Origin of the sequence: Marinomonas sp. BSi20584 (genome assembly GCF_002792415.1) — a bacterium.
In the GTDB taxonomy this organism is placed as follows: Bacteria; Pseudomonadota; Gammaproteobacteria; order Pseudomonadales; family Marinomonadaceae; genus Marinomonas; species Marinomonas polaris.
The window spans coordinates 1-21450 of the sequence record NZ_KZ454896.1 but is presented as its reverse complement, the minus strand read 5'-3'; the positions used below and the strand labels follow the sequence as shown (position 1 = coordinate 21450).

General features: G+C 42.7%; 23 protein-coding genes and 1 riboswitch. Of the genes, 18 read left to right on the top strand and 5 right to left on the bottom strand.

The features are described from left to right. Nucleotides 1–7 precede the first annotated feature (7 nt). Genes murA through TY87_RS20025 form a run of 4 tightly spaced genes read left to right on the top strand, consistent with a single transcriptional unit; the run spans nt 8 to nt 3778 of the window. Nucleotides 8–1270 carry a UDP-N-acetylglucosamine 1-carboxyvinyltransferase gene (gene murA / locus TY87_RS20040; RefSeq protein ID WP_072839858.1) on the top strand — a complete coding sequence of 421 codons (1263 nt, stop codon included), beginning with the start codon at nt 8–10 and terminating at the stop codon, nt 1268–1270. A gap of 1 nt (nt 1271) precedes the next feature. Next, complete coding sequence (gene hisG, locus TY87_RS20035) at nt 1272–1916, top strand: ATP phosphoribosyltransferase (protein WP_012070108.1); 645 nt, start codon at nt 1272–1274, stop codon at nt 1914–1916. Further along, nucleotides 1917–3227 carry a histidinol dehydrogenase gene (gene hisD, locus TY87_RS20030; protein ID WP_100188415.1) on the top strand — a complete coding sequence of 437 codons (1311 nt, stop codon included), beginning with the start codon at nt 1917–1919 and terminating at the stop codon, nt 3225–3227. It abuts the gene before it with no gap. Next, on the top strand, nt 3227–3778 hold the full coding sequence (locus TY87_RS20025) for an SRPBCC family protein (RefSeq protein ID WP_100188414.1): 552 nt from the start codon (nt 3227–3229) through the stop codon (nt 3776–3778). Before hisD ends, TY87_RS20025 begins: the two co-directional genes overlap by 1 nt. A gap of 8 nt (nt 3779–3786) precedes the next feature. Here TY87_RS20025 and TY87_RS20020 read toward each other — a convergent pair whose 3' ends face one another. Next, entirely contained in the window at nt 3787–4839 is a 1053-nt protein-coding gene (locus TY87_RS20020; RefSeq protein WP_100188413.1) for a S1C family serine protease, read from the bottom strand. Between the two features lie 18 nt (nt 4840–4857). Here TY87_RS20020 and TY87_RS20015 point away from each other — a divergent pair, with 18 nt between their 5' ends. Beyond that, nucleotides 4858–5619: a Nif3-like dinuclear metal center hexameric protein gene (locus TY87_RS20015; RefSeq protein WP_100188412.1), complete on the top strand. Its 762-nt coding sequence runs from the start codon at nt 4858–4860 to the stop codon at nt 5617–5619. Between the two features lie 67 nt (nt 5620–5686). Here the strand turns inward: TY87_RS20015 and TY87_RS20010 are convergent, their stop codons facing one another. Beyond that, a complete protein-coding gene (locus tag TY87_RS20010; RefSeq protein WP_100188411.1) occupies nt 5687–6142 on the bottom strand; it encodes a Z-ring associated ZapG family protein in 456 nt (151 codons plus the stop codon). Nucleotides 6143–6269: 127 nt separating this feature from the next. On the opposite strand from TY87_RS20010, the gene zapE reads away from it, so the two are divergent. From zapE to TY87_RS19985, 5 genes are all read left to right on the top strand, one after another. Beyond that, a complete protein-coding gene (zapE, locus tag TY87_RS20005) occupies nt 6270–7370 on the top strand; it encodes a cell division protein ZapE (RefSeq protein ID WP_100188410.1) in 1101 nt (366 codons plus the stop codon). A gap of 153 nt (nt 7371–7523) precedes the next feature. Next, entirely contained in the window at nt 7524–7952 is a 429-nt protein-coding gene (gene rplM / locus TY87_RS20000; RefSeq protein ID WP_072839865.1) for a 50S ribosomal protein L13, read from the top strand. 14 nt (nt 7953–7966) lie between these two features. Continuing rightward, a complete protein-coding gene (rpsI, locus tag TY87_RS19995; protein WP_072839866.1) occupies nt 7967–8359 on the top strand; it encodes a 30S ribosomal protein S9 in 393 nt (130 codons plus the stop codon). Between the two features lie 397 nt (nt 8360–8756). Then, nucleotides 8757–9389, top strand: coding sequence for a glutathione S-transferase N-terminal domain-containing protein (locus TY87_RS19990; RefSeq protein ID WP_072839867.1), 633 nt, complete (start codon nt 8757–8759; stop codon nt 9387–9389). An 89-nt stretch (nt 9390–9478) separates the two neighbouring features. Beyond that, on the top strand, nt 9479–9856 hold the full coding sequence (locus TY87_RS19985; RefSeq protein WP_072839868.1) for a ClpXP protease specificity-enhancing factor: 378 nt from the start codon (nt 9479–9481) through the stop codon (nt 9854–9856). Between the two features lie 99 nt (nt 9857–9955). On the opposite strand, the gene TY87_RS19980 is transcribed toward TY87_RS19985, so the two are convergent. The 3 genes from TY87_RS19980 to TY87_RS19970 are packed head-to-tail and all read right to left on the bottom strand — an operon-like array spanning nt 9956 to nt 12661. Then, nucleotides 9956–10549 (bottom strand): SIS domain-containing protein, encoded by a 594-nt coding sequence (locus tag TY87_RS19980; protein ID WP_100188409.1) that lies wholly within the window; start codon nt 10547–10549, stop codon nt 9956–9958. Between the two features lie 5 nt (nt 10550–10554). Beyond that, on the bottom strand, nt 10555–10938 hold the full coding sequence (locus TY87_RS19975) for a YraN family protein (RefSeq protein ID WP_100188408.1): 384 nt from the start codon (nt 10936–10938) through the stop codon (nt 10555–10557). Next, complete coding sequence (locus TY87_RS19970) at nt 10889–12661, bottom strand: penicillin-binding protein activator (protein WP_232617191.1); 1773 nt, start codon at nt 12659–12661, stop codon at nt 10889–10891. The genes TY87_RS19975 and TY87_RS19970 overlap by 50 nt, the downstream gene beginning before the upstream one ends. A gap of 113 nt (nt 12662–12774) precedes the next feature. On the opposite strand from TY87_RS19970, the gene rsmI reads away from it, so the two are divergent. The 8 genes from rsmI to TY87_RS19930 all read left to right on the top strand — a co-directional run bounded on the left by rsmI (nt 12775) and on the right by TY87_RS19930 (nt 21321). Beyond that, nucleotides 12775–13638: a 16S rRNA (cytidine(1402)-2'-O)-methyltransferase gene (gene rsmI / locus TY87_RS19965; RefSeq protein WP_072839872.1), complete on the top strand. Its 864-nt coding sequence runs from the start codon at nt 12775–12777 to the stop codon at nt 13636–13638. A gap of 52 nt (nt 13639–13690) precedes the next feature. Then, nucleotides 13691–14449: a transporter substrate-binding domain-containing protein gene (locus TY87_RS19960; protein ID WP_100188406.1), complete on the top strand. Its 759-nt coding sequence runs from the start codon at nt 13691–13693 to the stop codon at nt 14447–14449. Between the two features lie 118 nt (nt 14450–14567). After that, nucleotides 14568–14672, top strand: a riboswitch (TPP riboswitch). A gap of 183 nt (nt 14673–14855) precedes the next feature. Next, nucleotides 14856–16937: a phosphomethylpyrimidine synthase ThiC gene (gene thiC / locus TY87_RS19955; protein ID WP_232617190.1), complete on the top strand. Its 2082-nt coding sequence runs from the start codon at nt 14856–14858 to the stop codon at nt 16935–16937. A gap of 15 nt (nt 16938–16952) precedes the next feature. Next, on the top strand, nt 16953–18485 hold the full coding sequence (gene thiE / locus TY87_RS19950) for a thiamine phosphate synthase (RefSeq protein WP_100188405.1): 1533 nt from the start codon (nt 16953–16955) through the stop codon (nt 18483–18485). Continuing rightward, entirely contained in the window at nt 18485–18682 is a 198-nt protein-coding gene (gene thiS, locus TY87_RS19945; RefSeq protein WP_072839874.1) for a sulfur carrier protein ThiS, read from the top strand. The genes thiE and thiS overlap by 1 nt, the downstream gene beginning before the upstream one ends. A gap of 1 nt (nt 18683) precedes the next feature. After that, complete coding sequence (locus tag TY87_RS19940; protein ID WP_100188404.1) at nt 18684–19460, top strand: thiazole synthase; 777 nt, start codon at nt 18684–18686, stop codon at nt 19458–19460. Then, nucleotides 19457–20629, top strand: a complete 1173-nt coding sequence (gene thiH / locus TY87_RS19935) for a 2-iminoacetate synthase ThiH (protein WP_100188403.1) — start codon at nt 19457–19459, stop codon at nt 20627–20629. The genes TY87_RS19940 and thiH overlap by 4 nt, the downstream gene beginning before the upstream one ends. Nucleotides 20630–20838: 209 nt before the next feature. After that, nucleotides 20839–21321, top strand: a complete 483-nt coding sequence (locus TY87_RS19930) for a Spy/CpxP family protein refolding chaperone (RefSeq protein ID WP_100188402.1) — start codon at nt 20839–20841, stop codon at nt 21319–21321. The last annotated feature ends 129 nt before the right edge of the window (nt 21322–21450 follow it).

Sequence of the window (21450 nt, the reverse complement as noted above, 5' to 3'; positions counted from 1 at the left end):
TAAAAATATGGATAAGCTTCTGATTACCGGTGGTACTCGGCTTAATGGTGTTGTTCGTGCTTCTGGTGCGAAAAATGCTGCGTTGCCAATTTTAGCGGCAACCTTGTTAACTAAAGAATTGATCACAATTAAAAACCTTCCTCATTTACACGATATTACCACCATGCTTGAGCTGCTTGGCTCTATGGGATGTGGCGTTGTTGTTGACGAAAAAATGAGTGTTCAGCTGGATGTTTCGACTCTTAATAATTGCGAAGCGCCTTATGATCTTGTTAAAACCATGCGCGCTTCTATTTTGGTTCTTGGTCCTTTAGTCAGTCATTTTGGTAAAGCGGTTGTATCACTTCCTGGTGGTTGTGCTATTGGTAGTCGACCAGTGGATTTGCATTTGCGTGGTTTAGAGGCCATGGGTGCAACAATCGCTGTAGAAGGCGGCGATATTATTGCAAGCGTTGATGGTCGTCTTAAAGGTGCTCGTATCTTTTTTGATAAAGTGACAGTAACGGGAACTGAAAACCTGTTGATGGCAGCGACTTTGGCTGATGGACAAACTATTTTAGAAAACGCGGCGCGTGAACCTGAAGTGGTTGATTTGGCTGAATGTCTAATTTCAATGGGCGCTAAAATTAAGGGACATGGTACAGATACCATTATTATTGATGGCGTAGAAGCTTTGCATGGTACCAGTTATCCAGTGATGCCAGACCGTATTGAAACAGGTACTTTCTTGGTTGCTGCTGCTATTACTGGTGGCAAAGTGCGTGTTATTGATACCAATGTTAAGTCGCTTGAGGCTGTTCTTTCTAAATTGGAAGAGGCTGGCGCGAAAGTGACTTGTGGTGATGATTGGATTGAAGTGGATATGGAAGGGCGTCGTCCAAATGCTGTAAACATCAGTACTGCGCCGTACCCTGCGTTTCCAACAGATATGCAAGCACAGTTTGTTGCCTTGAACTCAATTGCAAACGGCGTTGGTCGAGTTATCGAAAATATCTTTGAAAATCGTTTCATGCATGTAGATGAAATGCTTCGCATGGGAGCCGATATTGAAGTAAATGGTAACACTGCAATCGTTCGTGGTTGTGAGCGTTTGAAAGGCGCGCCAGTAATGGCGACGGATTTACGTGCTTCTGCAAGTTTGGTGCTTTCTGCTTTAGTAGCGGAGGGTGATACAAAGATTGATCGTATCTATCATATTGACCGTGGCTATGAGTGTATTGAAGAGAAATTCGGTTCATTGGGTGCGAAAATTTCACGGGTCTTAAATTAATATGAGTAAAACATTAACGATTGCGCTGTCGAAAGGGCGCATTCTTGGTGAAACTTTACCGCTTTTAGAAAAAGCGAATATTGTTCCAGTTGAAGATATTAGTAAAAGCCGAAAATTAATATTCGATACCAATCATGAGCATATCAAGCTAGTTATTTTGCGTGCGACTGATGTACCGACTTATGTTGATCATGGTGTGGCAGACTTTGGTGTTGCTGGTAAAGATGTGTTGATGGAAGCATCCACAAAAAATCTTTACGAGCTGCTGGATCTTAAGATAGCGAAATGCCGTTTGATGACGGCAGGCGTTGTTGGTCAGCCATTGCCTAATAGACGTTTGAAAGTTGCTTCGAAGTTTATCAAAACAGCGAAGGCGTATTTTGCTGAGCAAGGTATTCAGGCTGATGTCATTAAGCTATATGGTGCGATGGAATTGGCGCCTATTATGGGCTTGGCTGATCTTATTGTGGACATCGTTGATACAGGCAATACGCTAAAAGCAAATGGTCTTGAGGCTCGTGAGTTGATCGCGCCAATCAGTACACGTTTGGTGGTCAATAAAGCGGCTTATAAAACGAAGTATTCTGAAATCGAGCCTATCCTAGAAATGATAAGACGTGCGGTTGAAGATAACGAGGGCAAATAATTGAACCTGAATATTCGAGAATTCTCTTCTAGTTCTGCTGGTTTTCGCTCTGAACTAGAGTCTTTACTTGCGTGGGACTCAGTGTCTGATGCAGGCGTACAAAAGGCAGTGGTCGATATTGTTGAGCAAGTTCGTCTTAAGGGTGATGAGGCGGTTATTGAATTCACCAATCGTTTCGATCGTCGTCATGTTGTTTCTTCTGCTGAGCTTGAAATTTCACGTGAAGAGTTGGCTCTTGCAAAAGGTCGAGTCAGTGCTGAGTTAGTGGCTAGCTTGGAAGCGGCAGCAAAGCGCGTTCATGATTATCATGAACGTCAAAAGCAGCCATCTTGGCAGTATCAAGAAGATAACGGTACCGTGCTTGGTCAAAAAGTAACGCCTTTAGATCGTGTTGGTGTTTATGTGCCAGGTGGTAAAGCGGCTTATCCTTCTTCTGTATTGATGAATGTTATGCCTGCTAAAGTAGCTGGTGTTGGCGAAATTATCATGGTTGTTCCAACACCAGATGGTTTGGTTAATGACATCGTTTTGGCCGCGGCGTATATTGCTGGTGTGGATCGTGTATTCACTATTGGTGGTGCGCAGGCTGTTGCGGCTTTGGCGTATGGTACTGAAACTATTCCAAAAGTTGATAAGATTGTTGGCCCAGGTAATATCTATGTGGCCACAGCTAAGAAGATGGTGTTTGGTGTTGTCGGTATCGACATGATTGCCGGACCTTCTGAAATCCTTGTTGTGTGCGATGGTAAGACGGATCCTGATTGGATTGCCATGGACCTATTCTCTCAAGCGGAACATGATGAAGACGCCCAGTCTATCTTGATTTCTCCTGACTTAGCTTTTATCAAAGATGTAAAAGCTTCTATGGAGCGTTTGATTGAAACTCAAAGTCGCAAAGATATTATTAAAGCTTCTTTAGAAGGTCGTGGAGCCTTCATTCATGTTGAAAATATGGATGAAGCTATGGATATTGCGAACATAGTAGCTGCTGAGCACCTTGAGTTATCTATTGATGAACCTGAGAAATGGGCGGAAAAAATCCGTCATGCTGGTGCGATCTTTATGGGGCGTCATACGCCAGAAGCATTGGGTGATTATTGTGCAGGACCAAATCATGTTTTACCAACGTCTGGTACGGCAAGATTTTCATCACCTTTGGGTGTCTATGATTTCCAAAAGCGTAGTTCTTTGATTTATTGTTCGCCTGAAGGGGCGAGTGAGTTGGCAAAAATTGCTTCTCCTTTGGCTCGTGGAGAATCTTTAGAGGCGCATGCTATGTCGGCGGAATATCGTATTTTGAAGGATTCTTAATGGCGGGTAATTTATCGCATCCAGCTGCTCTTTATAAGCTGAGAAAGGTAACGCGTATTTCAGCGTTAGTTATCTTGTTTTTAGTGGTAGTTGGTTTTTTTATGCCGGCAGATTATCGGGTGGAGCGTAGTGTGATTATTAATGCTCCTCGTGATGTGGTTTACCAAGATATACTTCAAGGGGATCGTTTACCAGATTGGATGTTTGTTCAGGATGGTAAAGTGGCTTCATTTGAAGGTGTTTTGGGTAAAGGTGATTCTGTTGCCTTGTTTTATGATAAAACAACCGAGCAGGGTGTTTTATCGGTGACTGAATCATCTGAGGATGTCGTGCGTTTTGATGTGCGTCCTAAACCGAAGGTAAACTTAGTGCATAATCAAATAGACTTGCAGGAAAGCAAAGGCGGTACTTTGGTTAAGTGGACGATCGAAGGTAGCCTTAGTGCTGGCTTGTTGAGTCCATATCTTGCGATGTTTGCAAATGATATTGCGGGTAGTAATTTTGAGCGCAGCTTGCAGAAGTTGAAAGAGCAGGTTGAGTTTCAGCATTAGCGCATATCCTAATAAGTAATGCGTTGCATCGTGGGTTGTTTTTCTAGCATGATATTTGTCTGATAGGATTGCTGCCCGCGAATGCCAACCAGCGAAATGCGTGTTCCAGGTTTTAGTGATGCTATTAGGTGTCTTATCTGAAATGGGTCTTCGCTCGGCGTGTTGTTAATTTCAAGTATTATATCTCCAACTTCTATTCCGGCTTTTTCAGCAGGACTTTCTTTAGTTATATCGCTTACTAATAGTCCGTGATTTGATGGTAAGAGTAAGTTATCTGCCAGAGACTGGGTTATTTTTTGAGCGTCCATTCCTAAGTATCCTCTTACTACTTCCCCTTGTTTTATGATATCAGTCATAACATTGAGAGCGTCGTCAATCGGTGTGGCAAAGCCAATTCCTTGTGAGCCGCCAGTGCTTGAATAAATGGCAGAGCTAATGCCAATGAGTTCGCCTCGTAGATTGACTAACGCGCCGCCTGAATTGCCTGGGTTTATTGCTGCGTCCGTCTGTAGGAAATTTTCATAGGTGTTAAGGCCTATGCTGTTTCGGCCTTTGGCGCTAATAATGCCGGCTGTTACCGTCTGTCCAATTCCAAACGGGTTGCCTATTGCGAGGATCTTGTCTCCAACTGACACCTTGTCACTGTTGCCCATTTTAATGTTGGGAAGATTAGGTAAGTCTATTTTTAAAACCGCTAGGTCGGTGGATGGATCTGAGCCAATGAGTTTTGCTTCAACACGTCTATCATCATGAAGAGCAATGACAATACTTTGTGCATTTTGAATGACGTGATGGTTTGTTAGTATGAAGCCATCTTTCGTTGCTATGACGCCAGAGCCTAGGTTAACGCTGTGTTTTGCTTTGTTTGAATCGCTAAGGCCTTTTTGTTGTATGACTTGGGTGTAAATGTTAACAACAGAAGGTGTGGCGATTTTGACCGGCGTTGAATAGCTAGAGTCGGAGATTTTTTGTTTCTCCTGTATAAGTAGTACAGCTAGACCTATACAAGTGCCAGAGAGAATAGAGATAATGATGGGCGTCCAGTAGGTTTTTTGATTCATAAAGTATAAGGAGTTGTTTTGCTACGCAGTGAATTTGAGTTATTGCTTAATAAGACATTAAGTCCAAGTCGCTTCAAAGATTATGCGCCCAATGGGTTGCAGGTGGAAGGAAAAAAAGAGATTAACCGCGTGGTTACTGGTGTAACTGCTAGTCAGGCGTTAATTGATGCTGCTATTGACTATAAAGCAGACGCTATCTTCGTTCACCATGGTTATTTTTGGAAGAATGAAGATCCCAGAATTGTTGGTATGAAATATCGTAGAATTGCGTCTTTGATTAAAAATGATATCAATTTATATGGCTATCACTTGCCATTAGATGCACATCCTACGCTAGGTAATAATGCTGGCTTAGCTGATGCTATTGGGCTTTTAAATCGGTCTGGCTTGCAGGTAGGCGTGCCTATCGAAGAGTCTATCGGAGTTGTCGGTGAGTTAAGTGAGCCAGTTACATCTGATGTATTTCGACGAATAGTCGAATCTGCTGTTGGTCGAAATATACTATTTGAATGTGTTAATGATCGCCCAATTCATCGGGTGGCGTTGTGTACTGGTGGTGCGCAAGGTTATATAGAGCAGGCCGTAGCTGTTGGTGTGGATGTATTTATCACTGGTGAGGTTTCTGAGCAGACAATTCATATTGCGCGTGAAATGGATATTCATTTTATTGCGGCAGGGCATCATGCAACTGAACGTTTTGGGGCGCAGTCTATGGCTGCGTATTTATCTAGTGAGTGTGGTTTGGAAGCGGTCTTTATTGATGTAGATAATCCAGCTTAGTGAGATGTTAAGCAGGTGAAAAAAAACGGGCTTTTGAAAGCCCGTTTTTTGTTGGTATGTTTTCTTGTTAAAAAGTTCGTTTTGGTTCGAGGTCTATATTTCTATCATCAAGACCGAATGATTCGCTCAGCGTTCCAGGCTCTTTATCTTTTTTCAGAGCGTAGTCTCTTGGTGGTTCGAAAGATGCGGGTTCAATAGTATCGGTATTGTTTGAAGCGGATGTGCTTCTTTCAATTTTTATGTTGCTTAATTGAGTTGCATTATCTGCAAGAGTGTTTCTGAGGTCTGCTAAGCGTTTTTCTGCAGACATTAAGTGTTCATTACTGTCAGTGAAGAAGTTGTCGATAATAACTTGCTTGCTGTCTAGCTCTTGCTGTAGTGACTTCATCGTGATGATGTTTGAGCTTGAGTCAGCTTTTTTGCTGTTATTTTTTGCACTGTAGCTTTTAAGAGCAAGTGTAGCAACACAGCCAATAATGATGCCGGTAATAAAGATAATAATGTTGAATTCTTCTAAGTTCATGACTTTCTCCAAAAAACAGATAATCCATTATAGCGAAACCACCCCTACGATAACAGCTTGATAGGTGTTGTTTAAGATGCAATTTGTTAGAATAAGCATAATTTACTAATCGAACGAAAGAGCTGCGATGACACCCATTACACGTTACAAGCAAGATTTGACAAGAACAGACTTTAATTACGATCCAGCTCAAGAAGAAGCAGTGGAAGCTCTTCAGGATTTATTTGACCGTTTGGTTGCGAGCCAAGCAGATAAATCCTCCAGTGGCCTCTTGGGACGCTTTTTGAAAAAGAAAGCGCCGACTGTTGAGCAAGGGTTGTATTTTTGGGGTGGAGTAGGTCGAGGTAAGACCTATTTAATGGATACTTTTTTTGACTGTTTGCCAACAGAAAAGAAAATGCGTCTCCATTTTCATCGCTTTATGCAAATGGTTCACCAAGAGCTTCGTAAGTTGCATGATGTTAAAAATCCATTAGAGATTGTTGGTAAGGAAATTTCGTCTAAAGCGCAGGTGTTGTGTTTTGATGAGTTTTTTGTGACGGACATAACTGATGCTATGATTTTGGCTGGCTTACTTGAGGTGCTGTTTGAAAATGGCACGACTTTAGTGGCAACTTCGAACATAGAGCCAGATGGCTTGTATAAAAATGGTTTGCAGCGGGCGCGTTTTTTACCGGCTATCGACCTTGTGAAAAAATACACTAAAGTCATGAATGTTGATGGTGGTGTGGATTACCGATTGCGTACCTTGAAACAAGCTAAACTTTATCACTTTCCTTTAAGTGAGGAAGCGGATGAGGCTTTAAATGAGCGTTTCATGAGTTTAATTTCTGATGCCTCGCATGTTGTTGAGGGGGGGGCTGCAGAAATTGAAGGCCGAAGCATTCCTTTGTTGCGAAGCTGTGAAGGGCTTGCTTGGTTTGATATCAAAGCGTTGTGTGATGGGCCAAGAAGTCAGGTTGACTACATTGAATTAGCGCGTCTTTACACTACGGTAATTGTTTCTAATTTACCGCAAATGGATGCGTCACGAGATGATTTGGCGAGACGCTTTATTAACTTGGTAGATGAGTTCTATGATCGCCATGTTAAGATGATTTTTTCTGCAGAAGTTGCTATTCCAGATATTTATACGGGTACGCGATTGGCTTTCGAATACGACCGTACAGTGAGTCGATTATTAGAGATGCAATCAGAAGAATATTTGTCTTTAGAGCACCGTCCTTAAGTGTATTTCGACTTTCATATTTAATTGGGTTGGTATATACTTCGTTCGCCTTTTTAAAGGTAAGTGTACGTTGATCAAATATTTTGATATTTGGCCAACCAATAATAATAGGTATAGCGTGTCATTGAACACGCGTATTGAAAGGGTTTTTTGATGAAAACTTTTACAGCTAAACCTGCTGAAGTTCGCCGCGACTGGTTCGTGGTTGATGCTGAAGGCAAAACTCTAGGCCGCTTGGCTACTGAAATTGCTCGTCGTCTACGTGGCAAGCATAAAGCTGAATATACTCCACACGTTGATACTGGCGATTATATCGTTGTTGTTAACGCTGAGAAAATTCACGTTACAGGTAACAAAGCAGCTGCTAAACAATACTACCGCCATACTGGTTACCCAGGCGGCTTGCGTTCTATGAATTTCGAGAAGTTGATTGATCACGCTCCTGAGCGCGTTCTTGAAATCGCCGTAAAAGGTATGTTGCCAAAAGGTCCTTTGGGCCGTGCAATGCACAAGAAAATGAAAGTGTACGCTGGTACTGAGCATCCACATGCTGCTCAACAGCCTCAAGCCCTTAACATTTAATACGGAAGATCATTATGTCAGCTACTCAATACTACGGTACAGGTCGTCGTAAAACGTCTACCGCTCGTGTGTTCCTTAAAGCGGGTTCTGGTAACCTAGTTATCAATAACCGTACTCTTTCTCAGTACTTCGGTCGTGAAACAGCTCAAATGGTTGTTCGTCAACCTCTTGAACTTGTTGGCGCTACTGAAAAATTTGACGTTTATATCACTGTTAAAGGTGGTGGTATCTCTGGTCAAGCTGGTGCGATACGTCACGGTATCACACGCGCTTTGATGCAATATGATGAGACTCTACGTCGTACTCTACGTTCTGCAGGATTCGTTACGCGCGACTCTCGTGAAGTTGAACGTAAGAAAGTTGGTCTACGCAAAGCACGTCGTCGTCCTCAGTTCTCTAAGCGTTAATTTTCGCTTTGGAATTATTATCAAAACGCTTGGTGTTTTCGCCAAGCGTTTTTTTTGCTTGAAATAAAGTTGGCTATAGAATTCTTGCAACAAAATGGTTTTTCTAAGAAAAATTGTTTGAAAATAATGTTAGAATAGTCGGGCTTTGAAATTCATGGTTTCATAAGTGTATTTTAGTTTGCTACGTGTTGCTTGAAATCTAGGTTTGAGATATTTCTCTGTATAGACTCAAGTACTAAGTTAAAGCCTTGTTTTATAAGAGGTGCGCGAGTAAATATTCCATGAAAAATTTTCTGTGTTGACGATATCGTGTAATATTTTTGTTACTTCGTCACCATATTATAGTTTGTCCCCTCCTTTGAAGGGGATGTAGATGTTTTCAATATAGGGGTTAGACATGGGTGTTATTGCAAAGCGCTCCTCAATGACGTTCTTCTCTGATGGAGAAGATCATTACAGCCATAGAGTTCGTATTGTATTGGCTGAGAAAGCCGTCACAGTGGACATCATAGATGTAGACCCGTTTAACAAGCCAGACGAGTTGGCGGATGTTAATCCATACAATGAGCTACCAGCTTTAGTTGATCGTGATTTGGTTCTTTATGAGCCAAATGTCATGATGGAATACTTGGATGAGCGTTTTCCACATCCACCATTGCTGCCTGTATATCCTGTTGCTCGTGCTGAAAGTCGTTTGTTTATGTATCGTATTCAGCGTGATTGGGCAAAGCTAGTTGATTTGATTCTTACTAGTAAGGACAAAGAAGCTGTTGCTAAAGCACAAAAAGAATTGCGTGAAGGTTTGTTGAACGTTACTCCAATTTTTGAAGAAAAACCTTATTTCATGAGCGATGAGTTTACTATCGTGGATTGTTGTTTGGCTCCAATCTTGTGGCGTTTGCCTATACTTGGCGTAGAGATTCCTAAGGATCAAGCAAGAGCGCTGTACAAATATATGGATCTTGTCTTTGCTCGTGAGTCTTTCCAAGAAAGCCTTTCTGAAGCAGAACAAGAAATGCGTTTAGACTAAGCTGAGGCTTTATCTCGGTTTTGTTAAGTAGCAAAAGAGGAGCTTATAGCTCCTTTTTTTTACTAAATATTTATTAGGTAGGAGACAAAATGTTACCGAAAAGATCTTATTTATTAAATGCGGCTTATTCTTGGGTTGCTGATAATGATATGACGCCTTATCTGCTGGTAGATGCTCAGCAGAAAGATGTTGTGGTGCCTACCGAATTCGTTAAAGATGGTCAGATAGTGTTAAATATTGGTATGTCTGCTGTGCGTCATTTGATCATGGATAAAGACGCTGTCTCGTTTGAGGCGCGCTTTAGCGGTAAACCTATGCAGGTTTATGTGCCGATACGAGCGGCACTGGCTTTATATGCAAAAGAAAATGGCGATGGTTTTGTTTTTCCGGATGAAGAATTTTTTGATGAGCCGACTCCAACACCACCAGAACCTAAAAAAGGTTTTCAGTTGAAAGTTGTGAAATAAAGAATAGCGCAACATCTCGCTATACTTTTCTAACAGACAAAAAAAGAGCCGCTTTAAAGTGGCTCTTTTTTTGTCTCAAATATTTTTGATTGAATCTACTTAGTCTTCGTAGCCAAATAGTTGGCGCTCAAGTAGGTCAACCAATATGTGAATGACGCTAAGTTGGCATTCGTGCACTCTGGCTGTGCCAAGAAGATTGATTTTTATCTCTGTATCATCCTGAGAGGTGAGTGACGAGACATTTTTTGCTTCTGGGCTAGTTAGCGCGACTATACTCATTTTGCGTTCATGGGCCGCTTGAATGGCTTGTATTATTGGTGAGGTGTTGCCTCTGTTAGCAATGACAAACAGTATGTCGCCTTGATTGCCTAGTGCAGTGATTTGCTTTGAGAAAACATCGTGATAGCTATCGTTATGAGTAATTGCTAATAGAGCGGAGCCTTCGCCGCTTAGGTTGATTGCTGGCAGTCCAGGGCGCTCTCTGTCCATTCGGTCTAACATTAAAGTACTGAAGTACTGAGACAGGTGAGATCCTGTGCTGTTGCCGATACAAATAACTTTACCACCAGAAGCAATGCTTGAAAAAATCACTTTTGCAGCATGTTCAATATAAGGAGGTAAACTTTCCAGGGCTTGTTGTTGTGCTTCAAAACTCTGGGCAAATTGTGTGTAGATTGCTTCTTGAAAATCCATAGTGATTAAAATACTGCTTTAAGCCAGGTTAAATGTTGAGAGTCTATTTTTTCGTCAAATAGTATCGCATCGAAGCGACTTGCGTTATTTACTTTATTATTCTTTTGTAGCCATAAAGCCGCGCTGTTGCGTACTTTCTTAAGCTTTGATTGTCCAAGGCTTTCAGCGGCATTGCCGTGAGTGTTATTCGCACGAAAGCGCACCTCTACAAAAACATAGGTATTTTGATCTAAAAAAATTAAATCAATTTCTCCGATACGGCAGAAGAAGTTTCGTTCTACAAACCGAAGCCCTTGCTTTAGTAAAAAGGCTTCGGCTGCTTGCTCGGCTTTCTCACCGTTATTTTTCGGTGCCTTCCTTCTGTTTAAAAAACTGGTGACTGGTCGCATATACCAAATTTCCTTTTCGGTAAGTCATGATCTCAGGTCGTTTATGAAATATGCCATTCTCATCCATGGTGATAATGCCAGTATTTGCAGAAATTTTAGTGCTCGGAAGCAGGGTGAATAGCTGGTATTTGCTTGCTAGTAAATACGAGTCGGCACCTAGAGCTTGTAATCTGCGCAAAATATTTGAATTTTGATTTTTAGGCAAAGCATCTAACGAAGTGTTGTTTGGCGTAAGAGCTGGAGCTTCTGTAAAAAGTATGCGCTCAATATCTTCAGGTTTTGTTGATCTTTCTGGGGCGCTATCATTTAGAGTGCTGCTGGCTAACATTGGTATTTTGTCAGCGAAGTAGAAATCTAAAAGAGGTCTGATTTGTTTAGCGTCGTTGAGTTTGCCAATGTAATAGACGTAATCCAAATCTTCGCGAGATCTTGCGATGCTGTCTACGCTTGTGCCTATCCATTTTTCTACGGATCTTTTACGGGCATAACTCTCATTAATCAAAAGCAGTTTCTGAATCGCATCTTGTCTGCCTTTTGGTGTGTTGGCATAAGACTGATTAGAAGTGATGGTGACGTTTTCTTTCGCTGCTGCGGCACGAAATTCATCACTTTGTTTTAGTGCCCATGTATCCTGAGTGCTAAGGATCGCCGCTTTCGTTGCGCCTTCTTGCTTAGCGAAGGTGATCAGTTCGTGTATTTCATCTTCTGCGCTCAAGGAGAAGTGATAAAGATTTTTTGGGTGTTGATTTATGTCCAGCTGATTTAGTGCTATCACCGGGTAAGGTAGGTCTAAACGACTTACTTGAGCAACATTGTTTTTTTGCAATGGCCCAATGATGACATCGGGTTGTTGTGCATTTGCGGCGGCAAGTGCTTCACTAATGTTTGAATAGTCATCAATGTTAACAATGCTAACTTGTGGCCTTGCTTCTTTTTGGTTGTAAAAAGAGGCAAAAAAGCCATCTACAATGGCTTGAGATGCGCGTTCTAATTTACCGCTCATTGGTAACATCAAGACAATTTTTTTCGGTGCCATCTGTTCAACGGATGACATGATTTCGAAATCTTGCGGTGGCGAAAGTGCTGCGGGGTGACTTGGGTTTTCAATCTGCCAATTTTTGAATATCTTGAGTTGTTGCTCGATTGACAGTGATTGATCTCTTAATATGCTGCTGATGGTCAGCCAGCCATTAAGTAAGGGTTTTTGCAGCTGGTATAATTCATCAATTTCATTTTGCGTTAAATTTTGGATAGCCATCCATAATTTTGCTTGATTCTCTTCACCTTCATTTAGCGGAAGGTTATAAGTTAAATCCATTCGTAGATTTACGACTTCAAGCCAATTGCCAAAGTATTCAAGAATCGATGCTTTTGTTTCTTTCAATCGATTCTGATTGTCAGGGTGGCTTGCTGCAGGCAGTTTGTCGGCTTTTTCTAGGTAAGCTAAAGCGTCGGTGGAATTGTCTAAATTTGAAGAAGCTAAAGCAGCAAGTAAATAGGCTTCAAATTGAATCGACGATGTTGTAATTAACACCTTACTTTCTAATGCATCAATGGTTTGTTGATACTCGCCTTGTGCATAGAAGTTTTTTGCTGCGTTGTAGGCATCCGCTAGCTCCTTAGAAACATCCGAAGTTTTAATTGGATGGTAGATGCTAGGCGGCAAGGTTCTTTCTTGCGAGCTGCTACTGGCGTTTTGTACCCTGTTTTGAGACTGATCCATATTTAAATTCATGGAATTACAGGCGCTTAGCAGAAAAGAGCAAAGAGTTAATGATATGATGCGGTAATTAATTAGGCTCATAAGCTTATAAAATGACAAATAAAAGAGGCCACATGGTACCACATAGTTCTGATGATGCGAGAGGGTCGCTATACATAGTTGCCACCCCAATTGGTAATCTAGACGATTTCAGTAAAAGAGCCGAGCAAACTTTACGTGATGTAGACTATATCGCAGCTGAAGACACTCGACACACCCGACGTTTACTCAATCATTTTGCCATTGAAGCAAAACTTTTTTCCATTCACGATCACAATGAAAAAGACAAAGCTGATTATGTAGCGAGCTTATTAGACGAAGGTAAGAGTGTCGCTCTGGTGTCTGACGCAGGAACGCCGCTTATATCTGACCCTGGCTATCACGTTGTGCATGCATTACGAGAAAAAGGCCATAAAGTTTTGCCGATCCCAGGTGCTTGTGCATTGGTCGCCGCTTTGTGCGCCTCAGGCTTACCAACGGATCAATTCTTTTTTGCGGGTTTTGTACCAGCCAAATCCAAAGGGCGCTGTGATTTATTTGAATCTTGGAAGAAGCAAACTGGCACAGTGGTATTTTACGAATCCACTCACCGAATTTATGATTCAATTGCGGATGTGCAAAAAGTCTATGGTGAAGACGCGCAATTAGTATTGGCTCGCGAAGTAACGAAAACGTTCGAGACTTTCTTGTCTGGTACCGCATCTGAAATTCTTGCCAAGTTCGATGCAGATGCTAACCAATTACGTGGTGAATTCGTCGTTATGCTGAGTTTTACGCAAGAAAGCGGTAACGAAGCAGAATTAGAAGCGAAGCGTATTCTGACAATATTGTTAGAAGACTTACCAGTTAAACAAGCGGCAGCTATGGCGGCTAAATTAACCGGTGAAAAGAAAAATTACCTTTATAAAATGGCGCTGGAAATGCAAGGCGATAATTAAATTAAACTATGAGTGCTACGTATATGATGTTTGAGAAAAATAAAAAAATAGCGTGAAGTTTTTATCTTTTGCCGCGTTAGTCCTATTAAGTTCACAAGCTGCTCAAGCCCGTACTTGGGATGAAATAAAGCAGAGTGGGGAGTTAAAGGTTGGAGTAACGGGGGATTATTCTCCTTTGTCGTTTTATAACAAAGCCGGAAATTTAGAGGGCTTTGATGTTGATATGATGACGAACCTAGCAAAGTCATTGGACTTAAAAGTAAATTTCGTTAAAACAACTTGGCCTGCACTTTCTCAAGATCTTGCTAATGATAAGTTTGATATTGCAGCTGGCGGTGTGACGAAAACGCAAAAGCGTGCAGAGCAGTTTTCTTTATCCGATTCTGTAGCTGCAAATGGCAAGATCATTCTAAGCAATTGCAGTAATGCTAAACCACTGAGTACACTAGAGGATATTAATCAGCCTACCGTGAAAGTCATAGTGAATCCAGGTGGCACCAACCAAACTTATGTGGATGAGCACATTACATCTGCTGACATCATTCGGACTAAAGATAATTTTGCTAACTTGCAAGGAATTCGTGATAACACGGCGGACGCCATGATTACAGATTTAATAGAAGGCAACTATTATCAACTGCATGAAAAGGGTGTGTTTTGTGTTTCTTCAAAGCAAATATTAGCTGGTACGTCGAGTGTTAAAGTTTATATGATGAAAAAAGATAATAGCGATTTGCTTGGAAAGGTTAATACGTGGCTTCATGATTCTGATAAATCAGATTTGATGATGCATTGGGGTATTACCCAGTAAACTATTCATTTTATCATCAGTGGCTCTGATAAGTTGTATTTTGCTCTTGAAGGAAAGCTCTTGATCAATCGGGCAAAAAATCCGTGTTTACAAGATCTATTGCCTGAGAGTATGCTTGCACAACTTGTCGGAGTGCCATTTGGCTGAGATCGCATAATTAAGTGCGGGATCCGCAGAACCTGATCGGGCTAATACCCGCGTAGGAAACAAGAAAGTCTCCATTTTTCTTTTCTGCATCGAATGAACTCCTGATTTTTTATGGAATCGATGCAGTCATATCCTCTAAAGCATCCTTTTTGAATAAAATTCAGGGTTCACGTTTTGCAATTAACGCCAGTAGTGCGTTTGCCTGTGAAACAGCACCCCAGACAAGCAATTCTCCATTTTAAAAATAAGGGAAGTGCTCATGTCGACTATTAATGAATTAAACAGCGAATTGAACAGCGAAGCCAATCAACATAAAAAACCAACCAACTTATCTAAAAAGCAGTCTCGTGAAGAATCACGCCAAGCCGCGAAATCTTTTATCGAATCATTACAAGCAAGACCTTTTCCCGCGTCTGAACGTATATATCTAACTGGCTCAGACGACTCGATTCGCGTTCCTATGCGCAAGATCAATCTGACAGACACACCGATTGGTTCTGATCCGGACAATCTTACTTTCGAACCAAACGAAGCTATTTATGTTTACGATTGCTCTGGTCCTTATGCTGATCCGCAAGAAAATATCGATGTATACCGTGGTTTGGCGCCAATGCGTGCGCCATGGATTGATAAGCGTAATGACACCGAAGTATTAACGAGCGTGTCATCTGAGTTTGCCCAGTCACGCTTAGAAAATTCTGCACTGGACGAATTACGCTTTAAAGAATTGCCTAAAGTGCGCAAAGCTCGCCAAGGTAAATGTGTGACGCAAATGCATTACGCTCGCCAAGGCATCGTCACGCCGGAAATGGAATACATCGCACTGCGTGAAAATCAGAATATCGATGCGATCAAGAGCGAGTTGTTATTGAAGCAGCATCCTGGAAAAAGCTTTGGTGCTAATCTGCAAACTCGTATTACCCCAGAGTTTGTGCGCGACGAAGTGGCAAGAGGTCGTGCCATTATTCCTAACAATATTAATCACCCTGAATCTGAGCCAATGATTATTGGTCGAAACTTCTTGGTGAAAGTAAACGCGAATATCGGTAACTCTGCCGTGACGTCTTCCATTGAAGAAGAAGTAGAAAAACTGGTTTGGTCTACTCGTTGGGGCGCTGATACCGTGATGGATTTGTCTACTGGTAAAAATATCCACGAAACTCGCGAATGGATTTTACGTAACTCTCCCGTGCCAATCGGTACTGTACCAATTTATCAAGCCTTAGAAAAAGTCGATGGTGTGGCTGAAAATCTTAATTGGGAAGTATTCCGCGATACCTTAATCGAGCAAGCGGAGCAAGGCGTGGATTATTTCACTATTCATGCGGGTGTATTGCTGCGTTATGTGCCAATGACGGCTAAGCGTCTTACAGGAATTGTGTCTCGTGGTGGTTCCATCATGGCTAAATGGTGTTTGGCACATCACAAAGAAAGTTTTTTGTACGAACGTTTTCGTGAAATTTGTGAGATTTGTGCGGAATACGATGTGGCTTTGTCGCTTGGTGATGGTTTGCGTCCGGGTTCGATTATGGATGCCAATGACGAAGCGCAAATGTCGGAACTTCGCACCTTGGGCGAGCTGACGAAAGTTGCTTGGGAATACGATGTGCAAGTGATGATTGAAGGTCCTGGGCATGTGCCGATGCAATTGATCGAAGAGAATATGACAGAACAACTTAAGCATTGTCACGAAGCGCCGTTTTATACGTTGGGGCCATTAACTCAAGACATTGCACCGGGTTACGATCACATTACCTCTGGTATTGGTGCCGCTCAAATTGGTTGGTACGGCTGTGCCATGTTGTGTTACGTGACGCCAAAAGAACATCTCGGTTTGCCTAACAAGGAAGACGTTAAACAAGGTTTGATCACTTATAAAATCGCTGCCCATGCGGCGGATTTAGCCAAAGGCCATCCTGGGGCGCAAATTCGAGATAATGCCTTGTCGAAAGCACGCTTTGAGTTTCGTTGGGAAGATCAGTTCAACCTATCGCTAGACCCTGAAACGGCTCGCTCTTACCATGATGAAACATTGCCGCAGGCCTCTGGCAAAGTAGCGCATTTTTGTTCCATGTGTGGGCCAAAATTCTGCTCGATGAAAATCACCCAAGAAGTTCGTGACTACGCAAAAGGGCTAGAAAGTGCAAAGGGCTTGGAAGACGCTCAAAAAATCGATATGAGTGCTTTAGATGCGAACTCATTTGATGCTAATGACGCCGAAACAGGCATGCAAAAAATGTCGGAGCAATTTCGCGAGCTAGGCAGTGATGTCTATTTGACCACGGATAAGTTAACGACTGACAAGCATACAACCGATAAATCAAAAGAAAAATCGTTGTAAGTAAAAGGAGGATTTATGTCTATAAAACCTCCTGTTGTCTGGTGTGTGGGCGGGTCGGATTCGTCCGCCCACGCTGGACTTCAAGCGGATTTGCGTACGGGGCAAGATTTAAACTGCCATGTACAAACGATTATCACCTGCATCACAGCGCAAAATTCCAAAGAGGTGCGCTCTGTTGAACCAGTTTCTTTGACTATGTTTGATGAGCAATGGCAAACCTTGCTCGATGATGTGCCGCCAAATGCTATTAAAGTGAGTTTGCTTCCTTCTATCGAGATAGTTAAAGCGTGCTCGAATTGGTTGAAACTTATAAAAATATATTTCCCGAAAGTGCAGGTGATATTTGACCCTGTTATGGCGGCGAGCAGTGAATCGGGCAATCAATTGCAGCAAACCGACGCAGGTGCGAGTTTGCTGGATTATATTTTGCCGTATGTAGATGTGATCACACCAAATTTGATGGAGTTTAGTGCGCTTACGGGCTTATCTGGTGAACTGGCTATTGAGGATTTGCAAGCGAAAATGGCGTCGTATTTCGCAGCGTCTGAAAGTCGTTGGTTGCTTAAAGGAGGCCATTGCAGTCACTTAGATGGCTCAACTGATTGGTTAGTAGATCGCAACTCTATCATTGGTTTCGCAAGTGAGAGGCTTTCTGTCCACAATACGCGAGGCACGGGTTGTACCTTGTCGACAGCACTGGCTAGCTTTATCGCCCATGGTTACGATTTTCTAGATGCTATGACCATGGCCAAAGCCTATATCACGGGTGCATTAAAAACCGGTGTGCAAATTGGTGAAGGGGCAGGGCCGCTTGGCCGTCCTGGTTGGCCGTTGCAAATTGAAAATCTGCCAACGATTGTCACGCCAAATAATCCTACGATGTCGATAAATTTGCCTTTTGCCAAGATGGATCTCGATAAAATGGGCTTGTATCCAGTAGTGGATTCCATTGCTTGGTTGGAATTAGTGCTCAAGCAAGGAGTGAAACTCGCCCAGTTGCGTATCAAAGACCCTGACGATGAATATCTGGAAAGTAAAATCCAGCAAGCCATCTCCTTAGGCAAAGAGTACGACGCCCAAGTCTTTATCAATGATTATTGGCAGCAGGCCATCGCCTTTGGTGCTTATGGGGTTCATCTTGGCCAAGAAGATTTAGATGTGGCAGATTTAGCACAAATCCAAGCGGCTGGCTTGCGGCTTGGCATCAGTACTCATGGTTACTATGAAATCGCCCGAGCGCAATCTATCCAGCCGAGTTACATCGCTTTAGGTCATATCTTCCCTACGCAAACCAAAGACATGCCATCTCAGCCGCAAGGTTTAACTCGACTTGCCTATTACGCGACTTTATTAAAAGGCGTGTTTCCAACCGTTGCGATTGGTGGCATCAATGCAGAGCGCTTGTCTGCTGTAGCTCAAACGGGTGTTGATAGTGTTGCGTTAGTAACGGCTATTACCAAAGCTGTTGAGCCAGAAGCTGCGACTCGATCACTTATTTGCTTGTTTGAAATGCACTCGAACACTCAAAGAAATAAGGGAGGCAAGTAATGAAAATCATGCTGAACGATGCGCCTCATGAATTCTCAGGGGAAACTTTGCAGGACTTGCTTACTCATTTAGACAAGAGCGAGCAAGGCATCGCTATTGCGATAAATCAGCAAGTGGTGCCAAAGAGTTTGTGGCGTAGTACTGAGTTGAATGAGCAGAGTCAGGTGTTTATTTTTGAATCCATTGCTGGGGGCTAATATGTCGTCTTTATTTATTGCAGGACACGAATTTCATTCTCGACTTTTTACTGGTACAGGGAAATACGCCAGTGCCGACGCCATGATGGATTCTTTAACCGCCAGTGGAAGTGAGCTGGTGACTTTGTCATTACGTCGTATGGATTTAAAAAATCAGACGGATAATATTCTTAAGCCTTTGCAGCAGCAGGGCATAAAACTGCTACCCAATACATCCGGTGCTCGCACCGCGAAAGAAGCGGTATTTGCTGCCGAGCTTGCCAGAGAAGCATTGCAAACCAACTGGGTGAAGTTAGAGATTCATCCAGATCCGCGTTACTTGATGCCAGATGGCATGGAAACCTTGTTGGCTGCCGAAGAGTTGATCAAAAAAGGCTTTGTGGTAATGCCTTATGTCCATGCTGACCCTGTGCTGTGTAAACGATTAGAAGAAGTGGGTTGTCAGTGCGTGATGCCGCTTGGATCGCCGATTGGATCGAATATGGGGTTGGCAAGTCGCCCATTTTTGGAAATCATTATCGAGCAAAGTACTGTGCCTGTGATTGTGGATGCTGGTATTGGTGCACCGTCTGATGCGGCATTGGCGCTAGAAATTGGTGCTGATGCGGTATTGGTGAATACCGCTATGGCCGTTGCTAGACAGCCAGCACAAATGGGTAAAGCTTTTAGACTTGCGGTGGAAGCGGGGCGAATGGCGTATGAGTCCGGTTTGGGGGAAAGGCGAGTGCAGGCTCAAGCAACGAGTCCATTGACTGATTTTCTCGGGGCATTGTCATGATAGACGGAACCAGTAATAAAATTCGTTTGTTAGAACAAAGCCCAGCGTTAGAAGGGCAATTTAGTCATTTTGTGGAAAATGCCGATTGGCAAGTAGTGACCCAATCCCATCAGGAGAAAACCGAACAAGATGTATTGCGAGCCTTGAGTAAGGACAAGCTTGATGTCTATGATTTCGCTGCCTTGATCTCGCCAGCAGCAGAGCCTTATTTGTTGGAAATGGTCGCGAAAAGCGAACGACTTACCTTGCAGCGTTTTGGCAATACGTTGAGTTTATTTGCGCCCTTGTACTTATCTAACACTTGCGCGAACGAATGCACTTATTGTGGTTTTTCCATGAGCAATGCCATTAAGCGTCTTACGTTGAATGAAACCCAGGTGGGAAAAGAAATCGCGGCGATTAAAGGTAAAGGCTTTGATCATATCCTCTTGGTAACGGGGGAAACGAATAAAGTCTCTATGCCGTATTTTGAACGCATGATTCCTTTGATAAAACCGCATTTTAGCCAGCTCTCTATGGAGGTTCAGCCATTGGATGCATGCGAATACAAACAACTGCAAGGTATTGGCTTGGATGGTGTTCTGGTTTATCAAGAAACCTATCGTCGTAAAACCTACCTCGAGCATCATTTACGAGGCAACAAATCCAACTTTAATTATCGCCTCGATGCACCCGATCGGATTGGGCAAGCAGGCATTCATAAGATTGGTTTGGGCGTGTTACTTGGTTTAGAAGATTGGCGCACGGATTCGGTGATGATGGCGCATCACCTACGGCACCTGCAAAAGCGCTATTGGCGAAGCCGTTTTAGCGTGGCGTTTCCGCGTATTCGTCCCTGTGAAGGTGGCATAGTACCAAAGTCGATCATTTCGGATCGACAGTTGGTTCAGCTTATTGCTGCTTGGCGTTTGTTTGATCGGGATTTAGAGATGAGCCTGTCTACTCGTGAATCACCAGAGTTTCGTCATCATGCAGTGCGCATGGGCTTTACTACGATGAGTGCAGAATCCAAAACCCAGCCTGGCGGATACGCAGATGACGCTCAAGAAGCCCTTGAGCAATTTGAAATCAGTGACGAGCGACCTGTTGCTGACATCATGGCGATGATTCGTGAGCAGGATCGTGAAGTGGTCTGGAAAGATTGGGATCCTGCGCTTTCACATGTTTAAAAAAAGGATGAGCGTCAAGCCATTCACTATCATTCCTAAGAATATGTTCGAGCTTACTTGGTTAATAGGGAAAATCTGCGAATGCGCATTTTCCCTTACGCTCTCATGACAAGTTGTGCATCTCGATTCACTCTCTTTGACACTGTTTGACAAATAAATGGACATAATAGATTTCATCCAAACAGGAAACAGAGCTTAAGGAGCCAACTATGTTTAATCGTAAAAAAGCAGGAATGATGGGCGTTATCGGTTTGAGTGCCGCGATTATAACCGGTGTAGCGGTGAGTGCTTATGCAGAAACAAAATCACCTCAAGGTGATGTTGCTAAAGGACAAGCCACTCAAGAAGCTCCAATCAATTCAGTTCCGAGTCACGAACAGCTTGCAAGTCGAATGGCTCAGCAGCTTGGCTTAGACGAAAAAACACAAACAAAAGTCTCTGATTTGTTTGAAAAAGACGGCAAAGCAATTCGCAAGATTCAGGATGAGTTGCACAATACGCAAGTTGAGTTAAGTAGTTTGTCACCTGGTTCAAAGGATTATATGGACAAAGTTGAGGATCTTGCCGAACAGAGTGGCGAGTTAACTGAAGACCTTACCGTTGCTTTTGCCAAAAATCGAGCTGGTTTGTATGCGCTGTTAACACCGCAACAGATTAAAAAGCTGGAAACGCCAGCACAACCGCAGTCTTAATTTTTCAGTAAATCTTTTCCCTTTTTACTGAAATCTATTGCTGATAATCCCCTTTATTAGTAATCCTGTACTGAGAGCCTTGCCCCAGCCGTCAAAAAGTGAACTGACCCCCAATAGTTGGACATTCCA

Coding starts and splice junctions, on each gene's coding strand:
- murA (WP_072839858.1), top strand. CDS start 8: ATGGATAAGCTTCTGATTACCGGTGGTACTCGGCTTAATGGTGTTGTT.
- hisG (WP_012070108.1), top strand. CDS start 1,272: ATGAGTAAAACATTAACGATTGCGCTGTCGAAAGGGCGCATTCTTGGT.
- TY87_RS20025 (WP_100188414.1), top strand. CDS start 3,227: ATGGCGGGTAATTTATCGCATCCAGCTGCTCTTTATAAGCTGAGAAAG.
- TY87_RS20020 (WP_100188413.1), bottom strand. CDS start 4,839: ATGAATCAAAAAACCTACTGGACGCCCATCATTATCTCTATTCTCTCT.
- TY87_RS20010 (WP_100188411.1), bottom strand. CDS start 6,142: ATGAACTTAGAAGAATTCAACATTATTATCTTTATTACCGGCATCATT.
- zapE (WP_100188410.1), top strand. CDS start 6,270: ATGACACCCATTACACGTTACAAGCAAGATTTGACAAGAACAGACTTT.
- rplM (WP_072839865.1), top strand. CDS start 7,524: ATGAAAACTTTTACAGCTAAACCTGCTGAAGTTCGCCGCGACTGGTTC.
- rpsI (WP_072839866.1), top strand. CDS start 7,967: ATGTCAGCTACTCAATACTACGGTACAGGTCGTCGTAAAACGTCTACC.
- TY87_RS19990 (WP_072839867.1), top strand. CDS start 8,757: ATGGGTGTTATTGCAAAGCGCTCCTCAATGACGTTCTTCTCTGATGGA.
- TY87_RS19985 (WP_072839868.1), top strand. CDS start 9,479: ATGTTACCGAAAAGATCTTATTTATTAAATGCGGCTTATTCTTGGGTT.
- TY87_RS19980 (WP_100188409.1), bottom strand. CDS start 10,549: ATGGATTTTCAAGAAGCAATCTACACACAATTTGCCCAGAGTTTTGAA.
- TY87_RS19975 (WP_100188408.1), bottom strand. CDS start 10,938: ATGCGACCAGTCACCAGTTTTTTAAACAGAAGGAAGGCACCGAAAAAT.
- TY87_RS19970 (WP_232617191.1), bottom strand. CDS start 12,661: ATGGATCAGTCTCAAAACAGGGTACAAAACGCCAGTAGCAGCTCGCAA.
- rsmI (WP_072839872.1), top strand. CDS start 12,775: ATGGTACCACATAGTTCTGATGATGCGAGAGGGTCGCTATACATAGTT.
- thiC (WP_232617190.1), top strand. CDS start 14,856: ATGTCGACTATTAATGAATTAAACAGCGAATTGAACAGCGAAGCCAAT.
- thiE (WP_100188405.1), top strand. CDS start 16,953: ATGTCTATAAAACCTCCTGTTGTCTGGTGTGTGGGCGGGTCGGATTCG.
- thiS (WP_072839874.1), top strand. CDS start 18,485: ATGAAAATCATGCTGAACGATGCGCCTCATGAATTCTCAGGGGAAACT.
- TY87_RS19940 (WP_100188404.1), top strand. CDS start 18,684: ATGTCGTCTTTATTTATTGCAGGACACGAATTTCATTCTCGACTTTTT.
- thiH (WP_100188403.1), top strand. CDS start 19,457: ATGATAGACGGAACCAGTAATAAAATTCGTTTGTTAGAACAAAGCCCA.
- TY87_RS19930 (WP_100188402.1), top strand. CDS start 20,839: ATGTTTAATCGTAAAAAAGCAGGAATGATGGGCGTTATCGGTTTGAGT.